This window comes from Bathymodiolus thermophilus thioautotrophic gill symbiont, assembly GCF_003711265.1.
In the GTDB taxonomy this organism is placed as follows: domain Bacteria; phylum Pseudomonadota; class Gammaproteobacteria; order PS1; family Pseudothioglobaceae; genus Thiodubiliella.
Window position 1 is genome coordinate 2,243,568 of record NZ_CP024634.1, and the last position, 15,095, is coordinate 2,258,662.

The 15,095-nt window shown below is 37.9% G+C and carries 12 protein-coding genes; 1 reads left to right on the forward strand and 11 read right to left on the reverse strand.

The features are described 5' to 3' along the window. Positions 1-12 precede the first annotated feature (12 nt). From narJ to MS2017_RS07835, 5 genes are read right to left on the reverse strand one after another with little or no spacing between them, the layout of a single operon-like run. The gene (narJ, locus tag MS2017_RS07815) at positions 13-669 is read right to left on the reverse strand and encodes a nitrate reductase molybdenum cofactor assembly chaperone (protein WP_071564164.1); all 657 of its coding nucleotides are present in this window, start codon (positions 667-669) and stop codon (positions 13-15) included. After that, a complete protein-coding gene (gene narH, locus MS2017_RS07820; RefSeq protein WP_071564163.1) occupies positions 666-2,207 on the reverse strand; it encodes a nitrate reductase subunit beta in 1,542 nt (513 codons plus the stop codon). Before narH ends, narJ begins: the two co-directional genes overlap by 4 nt. Further along, positions 2,204-5,938 (reverse strand): nitrate reductase subunit alpha, encoded by a 3,735-nt coding sequence (locus tag MS2017_RS07825; RefSeq protein WP_122951840.1) that lies wholly within the window; start codon positions 5,936-5,938, stop codon positions 2,204-2,206. The genes narH and MS2017_RS07825 overlap by 4 nt, the downstream gene beginning before the upstream one ends. Before the next feature lie 29 nt (positions 5,939-5,967). Next, on the reverse strand, positions 5,968-7,581 hold the full coding sequence (locus MS2017_RS07830) for an MFS transporter (RefSeq protein WP_071564161.1): 1,614 nt from the start codon (positions 7,579-7,581) through the stop codon (positions 5,968-5,970). 24 nt (positions 7,582-7,605) lie between these two features. Next, entirely contained in the window at positions 7,606-9,003 is a 1,398-nt protein-coding gene (locus MS2017_RS07835) for an MFS transporter (protein WP_122951841.1), read from the reverse strand. A gap of 111 nt (positions 9,004-9,114) precedes the next feature. Here MS2017_RS07835 and MS2017_RS07840 point away from each other — a divergent pair, with 111 nt between their 5' ends. Next, on the forward strand, positions 9,115-10,638 hold the full coding sequence (locus tag MS2017_RS07840; protein ID WP_071564160.1) for a nitrate- and nitrite sensing domain-containing protein: 1,524 nt from the start codon (positions 9,115-9,117) through the stop codon (positions 10,636-10,638). A gap of 57 nt (positions 10,639-10,695) precedes the next feature. Here MS2017_RS07840 and MS2017_RS07845 read toward each other — a convergent pair whose 3' ends face one another. The 6 genes from MS2017_RS07845 to nhaD form a co-directional block, all read right to left on the reverse strand. Next, positions 10,696-11,433, reverse strand: coding sequence for a pseudouridine synthase (locus MS2017_RS07845; protein ID WP_122951842.1), 738 nt, complete (start codon positions 11,431-11,433; stop codon positions 10,696-10,698). Then, positions 11,433-11,549: a hypothetical protein gene (locus MS2017_RS11935; RefSeq protein ID WP_420886038.1), complete on the reverse strand. Its 117-nt coding sequence runs from the start codon at positions 11,547-11,549 to the stop codon at positions 11,433-11,435. The genes MS2017_RS07845 and MS2017_RS11935 overlap by 1 nt, the downstream gene beginning before the upstream one ends. Then, complete coding sequence (locus tag MS2017_RS07850) at positions 11,500-11,727, reverse strand: hypothetical protein (protein WP_122951843.1); 228 nt, start codon at positions 11,725-11,727, stop codon at positions 11,500-11,502. The genes MS2017_RS11935 and MS2017_RS07850 overlap by 50 nt, the downstream gene beginning before the upstream one ends. Positions 11,728-11,934: 207 nt before the next feature. Next, positions 11,935-13,131 carry a tryptophan--tRNA ligase gene (locus MS2017_RS07855; protein WP_122951844.1) on the reverse strand — a complete coding sequence of 399 codons (1,197 nt, stop codon included), beginning with the start codon at positions 13,129-13,131 and terminating at the stop codon, positions 11,935-11,937. After that, entirely contained in the window at positions 13,121-13,723 is a 603-nt protein-coding gene (locus tag MS2017_RS07860; protein WP_071564157.1) for a type III pantothenate kinase, read from the reverse strand. The genes MS2017_RS07855 and MS2017_RS07860 overlap by 11 nt, the downstream gene beginning before the upstream one ends. Then, positions 13,710-15,086, reverse strand: coding sequence for a sodium:proton antiporter NhaD (nhaD, locus tag MS2017_RS07865; protein WP_122951845.1), 1,377 nt, complete (start codon positions 15,084-15,086; stop codon positions 13,710-13,712). Before nhaD ends, MS2017_RS07860 begins: the two co-directional genes overlap by 14 nt. Positions 15,087-15,095 lie beyond the last annotated feature (9 nt).

Genomic DNA, 15,095 nt, shown 5'->3' on the forward strand with positions numbered 1-15,095 from the left:
AATATATCTCCTTTAATTTAAACTTGCGTCATCTTCGCAAGTATTACATTCTGAGGTTTCACCGCTGAACGCCTCTTGTTCTTTCCAAAGCTCATCCAATTCATCTAAAGTCTCTGGTTCTTTAGGTGAGTTTTTTATGGCTTCAGCAACTCTGAATTTATTCACTTTAATTTTAGACAACTCTTCTAATGCAATAAATATCGCCTTATAAGGTGATTTATTTTTCTTCAAATGTCCGCCGATTAAAGCAATAATATCAATAGAATCTCCTAACGATTCTTTTGCCTCTTCAGCCTCACACAAAGATAAATATTCTAAAAATAATGGCAAATAATCAGGCAGTTCTTTTTTATTAATAAACAGCCCTTTGCTGGCATACATATCCGTCAAATCAACCATTGCTTGACCTCTGTCTCGTGATTCGCCGTGAATATGCTCAAAGAGATTTAGGCAATGATTTCTACTTCTATCAAATGTGCTAACAAAGCGCTCTTGCAATGCCAAAAAATCTTCATTTTTATACTCATCAATAAAAACCAACAAATCTTTGAGTGTTTTTTTAGGCAATAAATTTTCTTCCTTTAAAACCTCAATCAAATCTTCGGTGTTTGCTTGGACACTCTCTTCTGGATAAGACAATAAAATTGCCAAAACTTTTAATGTTTTCATGGAATTTTCCCGCTCATTGTATTTTTATGTGTGTTGCCGCCAAACAAAGTTGCTGTTGTTGCCCCTTCTGAACAACCGTTGCCAAAAGTAAACCCACAAGAGGATTTATTACTAAAAGCAATTTCATTATCAAAAGGCGTATCGCCTGAATATTCTTTGTGGTTTGTCGGAATAACAAATCTATCTTCATAAGCAGCCAGCGCCATGGTTTTATACATATCGTCAACCATATCTTCTGTTAATCCAACTTCATCCAAAACCTCTGTCAAGCGTGTGTTATCAACTTTTTTGCTACGCATAAAGTTACGCATGGCTATCATTCTTTTTAAAGCAAAAATAATAGGTTCGTCATTCCCAGCCGTGAGCATATTGGCTAAATATCGAACCGGAATACGCAGATCCTCCACATTAGGAATAGGTCCTCTATGATCAATCACCCCTTTTTCAATGGCATTTTGAATAGGAGACAGTGGTGGCACATACCAAACCATTGGTAAGGTTCTATACTCAGGATGTAATGGAAAGGCTACTTTCCAATCAATTGCCATTTTATAAACAGGTGAGTTTTTAGCGGCTTCCATCCAACTATCAGGCACGCCATCTTTTTTGGCTTGTTTTTGCACTGCTTCATCATGCGGATCTAGAAATATTTCTAACTGCGCCTCATATAAGTCTTTTTCATCACTTATATTTGCCATTTCTTCAATTCTATCTGCATCATACAGAATAACGCCTAAATTACGAATTCTACCAACACAAGTTTCAGAGCAAACGGTGGGTTCGCCCGATTCTATTCTTGGGTAACAAAAAGTACATTTTTCTGATTTTCCAGATTGCCAGTTATAATAAATTTTCTTATAAGGACAGGCGCTAACACACATTCTCCAGCCCCTGCATTTGTCTTGATCAATTAAGACAATGCCGTCTTCTTCTCTTTTATAAATCGCACCACTTGGGCATGCGGCAACGCAAGTTGGATTAAGACAATGTTCACACAATCTAGGCAAATACATCATAAAGGTGTTTTCAAATTCGCCGTAAATTTGTTTTTCAATTTCTTTGAAATTATAATCTTTTGCGCGTTTTTTAAACTCACCCCCTAAGATTTCTTCCCAGTTCGGACCCCATTCTGGTTTTTCCATTACTTCACCAGTAATCATAGAATGTGGCCTTGCTACTGGTGGTGTTGACATCTCAGATGCAGTTTGCAAATGTGCATAATTAAAGGTAAATGGTTCATAATAATCATCGATTTCGGGTAAATCAGGGTTGGCAAATATTTTTGCCAACAATCTAAACTTACCGCCCACTTTGGGTTGCAATTTTCCATTTTTAGAAACCCAGCCACCGTTCCATTTATCTTGATTTTCCCAATCTACTGGATAGCCAATACCCGGTTTGGTTTCTACATTATTAAACCAAGCGTATTCAACGCCTTGACGCGAAGTCCAAACATTTTTACAAGTAACCGAACATGTGTGGCAACCGATGCATTTGTCTAAATTTAAGACCATTCCTATTTGCGCTCTTATTTTCATGACTTATCTCCTTTTATTGGTTCATCCTTCCACTCAATCTTATCCATTTTACGAACAATAACAAACTCATCTCGATTAGACCCAACAGTGCCATAATAGTTAAATCCATACGATTGTTGTGCATAACCGCCAATCATATGAGTTGGTTTGGTAATGGTTCTGGTAACTGAATTGTGAATACCACCCCTAAAACCAGATTTTTCTGCCACAGGTGTGGTGTTTATTTTTTCTTGAGCGTGATACATCATCGACATACCTTTGGGAATTCTTTGTGAAACAACGGCTCTTGCGGCAATTGTACCGTTGACATTATAGAGTTCAATCCAGTCATTATCTTCAACGCCTATTTTTCCAGCATCGGTCTCACTCAGCCATACAACTGGGCCACCACGATTAAGTGTTAACATTAATAAATTATCGGAATAAGTGGAATGAATACCCCATTTTTGATGCGGTGTAATCCAGTTTAAAACCACTTGCGGGCGATTGTCATTATTGTCATTAATAATGGGCGCTATTGTCTTGGTATTAATTGGTGGCTTGTAAGTACATAAATTTTCACCAAAATCTACCATCCATTTGTGGTCTTGATAAAACTGTTGCCTACCAGTTAAAGTCCGCCATGGAATATACTCATGCACATTGGTGTAACCAGCATTATAACTGACATGCTCATCTTCCAACCCAGACCAAGTTGGAGAGGAAATAATTTTTCTAGGTTGTGCTTGCACATCTCTAAAACGAATTTTTTCATCTTCTTTTGGTTTTGCTAGATGGGTATGGTCTCTTCCGGTTATTTTGCCCAAAGCCTCCCAAGCTTTAACGGCCACTTGGCCATTGGTCTCTGGTGCAAGTGATAGAATAACTTCTGTGGCATCAATATCTGTTTCTATTTTTGGCAATCCTTTAGAAACACCCTCTTCTCTTACCGTTGTGTTTAAGTTGCCTAACAAGGTTATTTCATCTTCGGTATTCCAGGCGATGCCTTTGCCACCGTTGCCAATCTTACTCATTAAAGGCCCTAAAGAAGTAAATTTTTTGTAAGTGTCGGGGTAATTGCGTTCAACCTCAATGAAATTAGGCATCGTTTTACCTGGAATTGCTTCACATTCATCATCAAACCAAGCTTTAACATCAGTTGCCTGTGCCATTTCTCCCGGTGTGTCATGCAAAATAGGTAGGGCGACAACATCTTTTTCTTTGTCTAAATGACCGGGGCAAAGTTCTGAGAATTTTTTTGCCAAACCTTTGTAAATTTCCCAATCACTTCTTGATTCCCAAGCAGGGTCAACCGCTTTAGAAAGAGGATGAATGAAAGGATGCATATCCGAAGTATTCAGGTCGTTTTTTTCATACCAAGTTGCTGATGGCAAGACAATATCAGAATACAAACAAGTGGTTGACATTCTAAAATCAAGCGTTACAAATAAATCAACTTTACCTTCGGCACCATCACGCCATTTAACTTCAGAGGGCTTTTTGTCCGTTTCTTTGCCAAATACTGCATTTTGTGTACCCAGTAAATGTTTCAGCATATATTCATGACCTTTGCCACTAGAGCCTAATAAATTGGAGCGCCAAATAAACATATTGCGAGGGAAGTTTTTAGGGTTATCAGGATCTTCACAAGAAAATTTCAATTCTTTAGACTTTAATTGTTGCACAATATAATCTTTAATATCCATGCCAGCTGCGGCAGCTTTTTTTGTAACTTCCAATGGATTTTCTTCAAATTGAGGTGCAGAAGGCAACCAACCCATTTTTTCGCTACGCACATTACAATCAATCAATGAATAGTTTTCCCAATCTTTTTTGTCTGCTAAAGGAGATAAAATTTCATCAACCCCTAATTTCTCATAACGCCATTGACTGGAATGATTGTAGAAAAATGAAGTACCATTCATATGCCTAGGAGGACGATGCCAGTCCAAACCAAAGGCCAATGGCTGCCAACCCGTTTGCGGGCGAAGTTTTTCTTGTCCAACATAGTGCGCCCAGCCACCGCCTGATTTACCAATACATCCGCACATCATCAATACATTGATAATGCCACGATAAATCATATCCATATGGTACCAATGATTAACAGCAGCGCCCAAAATTACCATTGATTTGCCTTCTGTTTTATGGGCATTTTCTGAAAATTCTTTGGCAATACGAATCACTTGCTCTCTAGGGACGCCTGTTACTTTTTCATTCCAAGCAGGCGTATAAGGAACATCGTCGTCAAAAGAACTGGCAACATTTTCACCCCCTAAACCTTGATCAACGCTGTAGTTTGCCATCATTAAATCAAAAACTGTGGCAACTTTAACTTCTTTACCGTTAGCCAGTGTTACTTTTTTAATGGGGACATTTCTTTGTAAAATAGCGTCATGATCAGTATTGGTAAATATTTCTTGATCATGTTCTTTATTATTAAAATAAGGGAAACCAACGGATACAATATCATCGTTATCATTTTTCAAAGTTGTTTTAGGGCTGATGTCTTCGCCATTTTTAACATTTTTACTTTTAATATTCCACTTTCCAGAGCCGTCCCATCTTGAACCAACGGTTCCTGTAGGCACTACAATTTCATTGGTATTTTCATCAATTAATAAGGGCTTCCATTCGGCATTGTCTTTTTCGCCTAGCGTGTTTTCCATATCTGAGGCTCTTAAAGTTCTGGTTGGCGACAAAATGTCATTTTTTTCTTCCAAAATAACAAGAAAAGGCATATCGGTATATTGCTTAATATAGCCCGTAAAATAGTCGCTTTTATTATCCAAATGGTATTCTTTTAAGATAATATGCCCCATGGTCATTGCCAAAGCAGCATCCGTACCTTGAGTAGGCGCCATCCATTCATCAGAAAGTTTGGCAACTTCACTAAAGTCAGGAGTTACTGCAATAGTTTTGGTGCCGCTATAACGCGTTTCTGTGAAAAAATGCGCATCAGGTGTGCGTGTTTGTGGCACATTAGAACCCCAAGCCATAATATAAGATGAGTTATACCAATCTGCACTTTCAGGCACATCTGTTTGCTCACCCCAAACCTGAGGAGAGGCTGGTGGCAAATCACAATACCAATCATAAAAACTTAAACAAGTTCCACCTATAAGTGATAAATAACGAGAGCCAGCAGCATAAGATACCATTGACATAGCAGGGATTGGCGAGAAACCAACCACTCTATCTGGGCCATAAGTTTTTGCGGTATAAATATTAGAAGCGGCAATAATTTCATTCACCTCCTCCCAATCTGCTCGAACCATTCCACCTAAGCCACGAACTTTTTTATATTCCTGAGATTTCTCTTTGTCATCCATAATAGCCTTCCAAGCATCAACTGGGTCTGAATTTTGACGCTTGGCTTCACGCCAAATTCTTAACAACCTAGAGCGAATTAAAGGATATTTAAGACGAGTAGAACTGTATAAATACCATGAATATGAAGCGCCTCTTGGGCAGCCACGAGGCTCATGATCAGGCAAGTCGGGGCGGGTTCTTGGGTAATTAGTTTGTTGCGTCTCCCAAGTTACCAAACCATTTTTAACATAAATCTTCCAACTACAAGACCCAGTGCAATTAACACCGTGTGTTGAACGAACTACCTTGTCGTGTCCCCAACGACCACGATAGGCACGCTCCCAATCTCTATTCTCATAGACCAACTTTCCATGTCCATTAGAAAACTCTTCCGCTTTTTCTTTATTAAAAAAACTCAATCTGTCTAATAAATGACTCATATTTTTTCTCCTAATTTATGATAGTTTTGTTATGGGTTGTGAAATTCAGCATCTTTGCGTAAATAAAACCACCAATTAATAATCATACAAAGTGCATAAAAAACTGCAAAACCATACAATGCATTCTCTGGTGTTGTTAATTTAATTTGCTCGCCAAACACTTTTGGAATAATAAACGCACCGTAAGCCGCTACTGCCGAAGTCCATCCCAACACTGGACCTGCTTGCTCTTTGTTAAATACTTGTGAAATTGTTCTAAAAGTAGAGCCGTTACCAATGCCAGTCATTGCGAATAGCACAACAAATAAGATTAAAAATGGATAGAAAAACTCTTCAGGCGTTGCTGACGAATAGGCTTGCTTCATAAAGTAAGCCACGCCTAATGCTGATACCACCATTACTGCAGAAATAATTTGCGTTACTTTAGCGCCACCAATCTTATCAGCAATCATACCGCCAATAGGTCGAATCAACGCACCAACAAAAGCACCCATCCAAGCGTAAGTCAGTGCTGAGGGGCCATTTAAATTTACCGTATTGTGCGTCATTACACCGTCAACTAGAATGTGTTGAAAACCAAAAATAACTTTAATTGACAATGCCAATGTTGCAGCGTAACCAATAAATGAGCCAAAAGTCATTGTGTAAATAATGGTCATCGCCCAAGTGTGCTTGTTGCTAAAAATTTTATACTGACGATTGATGCCTTCTTTATAATCATTGCCAAGCGGTAGTAATTTAAGCAACAATACCGTTAAGATAATTACAATAGGAAGTACCACCCACTTGCTCACCATAAGCCCAGAACCATTAACCACCTCTGGAAGCATTAAATACAAACCAAATGCTGCTGTTGAAAGCCCTAAAATCAACATTACAATAATCTTGATAAAAGCGCCCAAGGTGGAGCCAATATTTGGCGACACATGGTCTTCGGTAATATTGTTCATTCCCATCCAAGTTGCAAGAGATAAAGGGATTAAAAGGATTAACCAAACATAACCTGCATTTTGCAAATAAGTATCTGTACCCGCTGGAATTTTACCAATCAATGTGCCTGAAGCGATTTGCAACTCTGTCGGGTTGCCCATAATTGCAAGTGTCATGACCAATGGAATAACAATCTGCATGGTTGTTACACCAAAATTACCCAGACCTGCATTCATACCAAGAGAATAACCTTGAATCTTCTTTGGAAAAAAGAATGAGATATTTGACATTGACGAAGCAAAATTACCGCCTCCAAAGCCAGATAATAACGCCAGAATCTGAAAATGCCAAAATGGTGTATCAGGCGCAGAAAGTGCAATACCCAAGCCCAAAGCTGGCAATATCAACAGTGAAGTGGTTAAGAAAATGGTATTTCTACCACCTGCTAGGCGAATAAAAAAGGTTGAAGGGATTCTTAAAGTAGCACCTGATAAACCCGCAATAGCCGCTAAGGTAAATAACTGAGATTTATCAAAGCCACCATAACCTGTATTCATCATTTGCACCGTGATGATGCCCCACATTAACCAAGTGGCAAAACCTGCCAATAAACTTGGAATAGAAATCCATAAATTACGATTGGCTATTGCCTTGCCAGTGCTGCCCCATTCGGATTTGTCATCTGGATTCCAGTTTTTTATATCTTGAGCCATTATTATAGCCTCCTCTATTAAAAATTATTTTGTATGTGCTTGCTTAAACTCGTTGTATTTCTTATTAAACTCTTCAATTAAATCTATTTGCTCTAAAACTGCCTGGGCAGCAATAACATCATTAGGATTGTCGTGTGTTGTTGCATACTCTTTTAACGCCTTTGTTCTTGCCTCTTGAGTGTGTTTGATTTTTTTCTCTTTGGCAAAAGTAAAATACATCCAAACCAAAGAAACTGCTGTTGCCCCATATAACAACATAAATATCACACTATTAATACCCGTATAGTCAATTAATGCACCAAATATGATAGGCAGAGTAAAGCCACCTAAGCCACCAGCCATACCAACAACGCCAGAAACCACCCCAATATTATCCGGATATTCATCTGACAAAAATTTAAACACACTCGCCTTGCCAAACCCCCAAGAAACGCCTAGGGTAAATAATAACGCCGTAAAAACCCACACATTTAAACCAATATCAAATTTAACTTCGCCTGTGGTGGTTTTAATCAATAAAGCAGTTTGTGGATAAGACATAAAAAATAAACAAGTGAGAGAAACCCACATAACCCACCAAGTAACTTTATAAGCACCATATTTATCAGCAAACCAGCCTCCTAAAGCTCGAACAACACCTGAGGGAAGAACAAAAATAGCACCCAATAAGGCGGCAGTTTTTAGATCAAAGCCGTATTCATTAATATAATATTTAGTCATCCATAAAGACAACCCAACAAAACCACCAAATACCAAGGAATAGTACTGCATATATTTCCATACCTTAGGATCCCTTAATATCTGCAATTGCTCTTTAATGGTTACCTTAGAAGCATGCTTATGATCAGGATCAGTATAGGTAAACATCCAATATAAAATCACCACCACTACCATAGCCATGGCATATATCTTAGGCACCATTTGCCAACCAAAAGACAATAAAATAGCAGGGGCAACAAAGTTTGTAATCGCCGCACCTGCATTGCCTGCGCCAAAAATACCCATGGCAAAACCTTGGTTCTTTTTATCAAACCATTTAGAAGTATAAGCAATCCCCACGGTAAATGAAGCACCTGCCACACCAACCAATAATCCCAATACTAAAAATTGCCAATATTGCGTGGCTGAACCAATAAACCACAATGGCGTTAGTACCGTTAATAGCAAAGTCAAGTAAACAACCCTGCCGCCAAACTTATCTGTCATCATACCAACAGGCAGTCTAAAAATTGAACCTGTTAAAATGGGTGTTGCAACTAAAATACCAAACTGAGTGTTATTCAATGACAATAATTCCTTAATAGGAATGCCGATAATTGAAAACATTACCCACACAGCAAAGCACGCTGTAAACGCAATCGTATTAGCCGCTAAGACTGATTTAGCTTGCGCAGTTTGGCTCTTAATGATAGAAATACCCATCCACTCCCCCTGATAATTTATTGCAATTTTATATTCTATTTGTTTGCTTTTAGATTTAAAATATGGCTTTTTATAAAAAGTGTGATTTATATCACGCAATATTAACTAACCATGCAACAACTACAAATACTGAGCGACACATTTCACGCATTACAAAATGAACGGGGCTTTGCAATGCTTTATCTGCGTGAAAATACAACGCAATATAAGCAGGAAATGCTGGGTTATTTTGCCAAAAGCAACTTGAGCATCAAGCAATTAAAACTAAATATTGCACAACAAAGCAGCGATAAAATGGATACAGAACAGCAACAATTAATTCAAACTATTGACGCAAGTTTAGAAGAATTAAAAACCAATCGTTTGACATTAATACGCTTGGAATTAAAGGCTGGCACTGTATTTGACTTGTATTCTTATCAACTTATTTCCCCTATTATTCAGTTGATGACGCATTTAATTTTAAAAATCAAAGGCACCCACCCCAGTGCAATTAGTGCTTATTGCTTTTTTCTGCAATGGAAGGAGAAAGTCGGTTTAGAGCGTTCTATTATTATGCGTGGCTTTATTGAGGGAAATTCTAATAAGAATGAATGCATTGAACACATCAAAGTTTTAATTAATGAACAAAAATATTATAAAAAATCCTTCTTGTCTTTAGCCACTATTGAGCAGAAAACTTTTATTAAAGCCATCTACCAAACGCCTGACATAGATACATTGCACACCATTCACCAGCAACTTAGCACACAAGGAAAATCGGACATACTCTCTAAAATGGGTACGAAAGATTGGTTTGCGCTTATCTCAAAAAAAATAAACAAACTGCATGATATTGAAGAAAAACTACGCCTTACCTTAGAAGGCGATCATCAATTAAGCAAACACAAAATTAACACACCCGGCACCTCAGAGCGTTTGGCGTATAAAATTGCTCTTTTTCAAGATATGCCTATTGACGAGGTGGAGCAAATTATTAGCCATTCTAAGATTTATCAAATCCCAAAAAACAAAGCGCTAATTTTGGAAAATAACCCCATAACCCATTTATATGTTGTTTTAATGGGTTGGGTTAAAATTTTTAAGCAAAACGATGGTCGAAATGAAATTTTACAAATTATTAGTAACAATGAAACTGTATTAGAACATTGTCTATTTACACATCAAGTTTTTAACGCAAATGCCAAAACTATTACCGATACACTAATGCTGTCCATTCCAATTAATGTACTTAACCATACACTGGAAAAATCCTCAAAATTCGCCCATAATCTCATGGTTATGAGTGCGCAAAAAACCAATGCTACTCTGCAAAACATTCAATCTATTAAGCATAAAAATACCGAGCAAAGAATGGGAGAATTTTTCTTAAAATTACTGAATGATAAAAAATGGCAGTCTAATACCATTCAATTGCCTTACAACAAATCCCTTATTTCTTCTTATTTAGGTATGAGCAGAGAAGTGTTTTCACGCAATCTAAAGCACTTGTCTCAACAAGGCATTAGCATTACAAAAAAGACCATCACTATTGTCAATAAAGAAAAATTGTGTAAATATTGTCATTTTGATATTAATAATCAATGTCATAATTTTCAACACAATCAATGTCATCATAATGAGCAAAATAAATAACATCACATCCCGATTTTTTACTGATGCGTTAACAAAAAAAACCAAATGATCAGAATATTATATTTTCAAATTAACCGCATCTAATAATAATTTTACTTGTCCGGGTTTAAGGTAATCATAGTGGTTTGCCTTAAGTTTATCTGGCAGGCGAATTTCACCAAAACGGATACGAATTAAGCGTGATACTTTAAAACCCAATGCCTCCCATAGACGGCGCACTTCTCGTTTTCGACCTTCTTTTAATACCACTTTATACCAACGATTTGCCCCCTGTCCACCACCGACAGTCACACGAAAAAATTTGGCAAAACCATCCTCTAGTTCAATGCCATCTGTTAATTGTCGCAAATCTTCTGGTTCAACTTTTCCCAATACTCTAACTGCATATTCTCGGTCAATTTCAGAACTTGGGTGCATAAGTTTATTGGCCAAATCGCCATTGTTGGTAAACAACAACAAGCCTGATGTGTTCAAATCTAAACGCCCTACCATAACCCAGCGGGATTCTTTAGGCAATAAACTGAAAACGCTTTTACGCCCTTCTTCGTCTTTCTTAGAGCAAATAAAGCCCGCTTGTTTATTCAGGATAATAACCTTAGTTTCCTCTTCTTTATAGCGTGCAAGGTCAATTTTTCGCCCGTCAATTTTGACAATATCGGTAATGTCGGCTTTATCGCCAATGCTGGCAGTTTTATTATTAACCTCAATGCGCCCTTGCTCAATCAAGCGCTCTGCCCAACGACGAGAACCGTAACCTGCTGTGGCAATTAATTTTTGTAATCTTTCCAAAAGAATTATCTCCTTAAAATGTCAATTAGATTTTGAAACTTTATCCATAAATTGGCGTTATTGTCTTCTTGCCTAGAACGAATAATAAAAGGCTCTGCTTGTTCGTAAATGTGAATAATCATGGTTTTTTGCGCATCTTTTATCAGAATTTTTTTTATTTGCTTTAGCAAAATCTTCAATGTGGTATTCTTTATCTATCTTTCTTAATATTTTCAAACCATCTGTTAAGAAATCACCTTCCAAATCTTTCATTAATAAACCAATCGTTTTTTCTTTGTTTTTTAATTGAAATCTACGCAACGAAAACAGCCACTATTAAAGTGGCTGTTTGTATAACTTGAAAAGTTGTCTGACCATCTAGCTCTATCAAAGAACTACAACCCATTTGAACCTTCTTGTAAAAGAGTCATAACCCCCCTTGTTTTTTGATTAATAATTTAACTATATTTTTTTGATTAATAATTTAGCTACACAAATTATAACATATTTAACTTTTAATAAAAGTCTTTAGTAGGTAATACCCATAACCTCACGCACTTCTGCCATCGTTTCTTGGGCGATGCTACGCGCTTTTTCAGATCCTTCGTGAATAATTTGGCTAATCAGTTTAGGGTCGGATTGATAAGTGGCAATACGCTCTTGGATTGGCAATAATTCTGTCTGAATACTGTCAATTACCGGTTGCTTACATTCAACACAGCCTATTTTTGCATGGATGCAACTGTCTTTTACCCAATCGCAAGTTTGCTCGTCTGAATATATTTCGTGCAGTTGCCATACTGGACATTTTTTCGGGTCGCCTGCATCGGTCAATTTTATTCGTGCTGGGTCGGTTGGCATACGCCTAATTTTGGTTTCAATTTCTGCCTTGGTATCACGCAAAGAAATGGTATTGCCATAAGACTTACTCATTTTTTGCCCGTCCAAACCTGGCATTTTTGAGGCCTTTGTCAACAACGATTCTGGTTCAGTCAAGATAATTCTGCCAATCCCTTCGATGTAACCCAACAATCTTTCTCTATCGCCAAGGGTGATATTTTGTTGTTCTTTTAATAGGGCTTGTGCTTTATTTAGTGCCTCAATGTCACCTGTTTCTTGGTAAGTTTTGCGCAATGAGCGGTAAGATTTGGCTTGTTTTTTACCCATTTTGGTAATGGCAACTTCTGCTTTTTCTTCAAAATCAGCTTCTCGCCCATATACATGATTAAAACGCCTTGCGACTTCACGAGTAAGTTCAATGTGTGCCACTTGGTCTTCACCCACTGGCACTAAGCCTGCTTTGTAAATAAGAATATCGGCACTTTGCAAAAGCGGATAACCTAAAAAACCATAAGTACCCAAATCTTTGGTTCTTAATTTTTCTTGTTGATCCTTATATGATGGCACACGCTCCAGCCAAGGCAAAGGGGTAATCATGGACAACAGCAAATGCAATTCTGCATGCTCTGGCACTTTTGATTGCACAAAAATCGTTGAGGTATTTGGATTGATGCCTGCTGCCAACCAATCAACCACCATTTCAGTAACATTAGACTCAAGATCAATCTTGTCGGAATAATGTGTCGTAAATGCATGCCAATCAGCAACAAAAAAATAAGAATCGTACTCATTTTGTAATGCCAACCAATTTTTTAAAACGCCATGATAATGACCCAAGTGCAATTGCCCTGTGGGTCTCATTCCTGATAAAACTCTATTTTCCATCTATTTCCTTTAATCCTATTATCACTAAATTTTGATGATATTCTGCTTGCTTAATATCAACTATCGCTTGTCCACCGCCCGTGATTAAAATCTTACCATCAAACGCATCACAACGCTTCTCAATGGTATCACGCAACATATTTTCTGTCCCTACTCGCCACGACCTTTGGCTGTCATCACCCACAAAAGTTTTACACCCTTGTAATTGATAAAGCCCCGGCGCAATACCTCCATCAATATGCCGATTATTTTGCACATAATCAATGGTAATAAATGTGCCAATATCCACCAACATAAAATCTTGTTCGGGATATTTTTCATATCCTGCCACAAGCCCTAAAAAACGGTCAACACCTAATTGCTCTAAATTATAATCAAAAACCAAACCTTCGTAAGGCTTAGGCTGAATAATAGTTGGATTAGAAAAATGCCGAATAAGTTGATGATTTGCCACACAAGCAATAGTACTAACTTGGTGTTGCGGTATGACATTAGGTTGAAAATCTTTAATATCAACACTGCCATAACAGCCGCCAATCTCCCAATCTACACTACTGTTACCAATATCTACCCATAGATTAGATTGGCACATTAAACAATTCTTTATTCCACCATAAATGCACCAGAACACTGGCAATATAGCCCAATGCAATCACTGGCATCCATTTTAAATGCGATACAAATGTATAAAGACCTTTTGATTGACCCATTAACGCCACACCAGCAGCAGAACCTACTGAAAGCAAACTACCGCCTACACCAGCAGTCAGTGTTACTAACAACCATTGACCTAATGACATATCAGGATTCATGGTCAAAACTGCAAACATCACGGGAATATTGTCAACAATTGATGACAATACGCCGACCAAAATATTGGCATAAGTTGCACCTAAAGAGGCATACATCAACTCTGAAGTTAGTGCTAAATACCCCATAAAACCCAAGCCACCAACACTGATAATCACCCCAAAAAAGAACAACAATGTGTCCCACTCAGCAAGCGCAATTTTTTTAAACACATCAAAGCCCCCCTCTTGCGTTTTCCTTTCTTCTCTACGAATAAAGAAGGCAGCAATCATCAAATAACTCATTCCTGTCATCATGCCCATTGCTGGCGGTAAATGTAAAAAGTTGTAAAAACTTACCGCAGTAAAAATAGTCAGCACAAACAAAACAACAATCGCCAAACCGCCAATTTTAATCTTAACCGCTTGGTTGTTACCAACTGCCACATCGTCTTTAATGAAAAAATGCATAATCGCTGCTGGCACCAAAAAGTTAATCAAAGACGGAATAAATAAATCAAAGAATTGGGAGAATCCCACCACCCCTTTTTGCCAAACCATTAGCGTGGTAATATCACCAAATGGACTGAATGCACCCCCTGCATTCGCTGCCACCACAATATTAATAAATGCCAACGAAACAAACTTAGGATTTCCCTTGCCAACCGCCATTACCACTGCACCCATAATCAATGCTGTGGTTAAATTGTCCGCAACTGGTGAGATGAAAAATGCCAAAAACCCTGTTAACCAAAACAACTGGCGAAAGGTTAAGCCCTTATTGATCAACCAGACTTTTAATGTCTCAAACACATTGCGCTCACGCATTGCCTCAATATAAGTCATTGCCACCAATAAAAATAACATCAACTCTGAATATTCTAATATATTATGTTTAAGTGCCACTTCAGCACTATGCGGCAAACCATGCTGTGCATATACCCAACCAATCAGCCCCCAAATAATACCTGCCACCAAAATCACAGGTTTGGACTTTCTAAAATGGGTAAATTCCTCCACCATCACAAAAATATACGCCAAAGCAAACAAAGCCAAAGCCACATAACCCACCCAATGGCTGGTTAAATCTAAGGTTGCAGGTGAGCCACTAGTGGCAAAAGCAGGAGAGGATAGCAACAATAATACTAAAGTCTTAATGAATGTCATAATGTAGTT

Coding starts and splice junctions, on each gene's coding strand:
- narJ (WP_071564164.1), bottom strand. CDS start 669: ATGAAAACATTAAAAGTTTTGGCAATTTTATTGTCTTATCCAGAAGAG.
- narH (WP_071564163.1), bottom strand. CDS start 2,207: ATGAAAATAAGAGCGCAAATAGGAATGGTCTTAAATTTAGACAAATGC.
- MS2017_RS07825 (WP_122951840.1), bottom strand. CDS start 5,938: ATGAGTCATTTATTAGACAGATTGAGTTTTTTTAATAAAGAAAAAGCG.
- MS2017_RS07830 (WP_071564161.1), bottom strand. CDS start 7,581: ATGGCTCAAGATATAAAAAACTGGAATCCAGATGACAAATCCGAATGG.
- MS2017_RS07835 (WP_122951841.1), bottom strand. CDS start 9,003: ATGGGTATTTCTATCATTAAGAGCCAAACTGCGCAAGCTAAATCAGTC.
- MS2017_RS07840 (WP_071564160.1), top strand. CDS start 9,115: ATGCAACAACTACAAATACTGAGCGACACATTTCACGCATTACAAAAT.
- MS2017_RS11935 (WP_420886038.1), bottom strand. CDS start 11,549: ATGATTATTCACATTTACGAACAAGCAGAGCCTTTTATTATTCGTTCT.
- MS2017_RS07855 (WP_122951844.1), bottom strand. CDS start 13,131: ATGGAAAATAGAGTTTTATCAGGAATGAGACCCACAGGGCAATTGCAC.
- MS2017_RS07860 (WP_071564157.1), bottom strand. CDS start 13,723: ATGTGCCAATCTAATCTATGGGTAGATATTGGTAACAGTAGTGTAGAT.
- nhaD (WP_122951845.1), bottom strand. CDS start 15,086: ATGACATTCATTAAGACTTTAGTATTATTGTTGCTATCCTCTCCTGCT.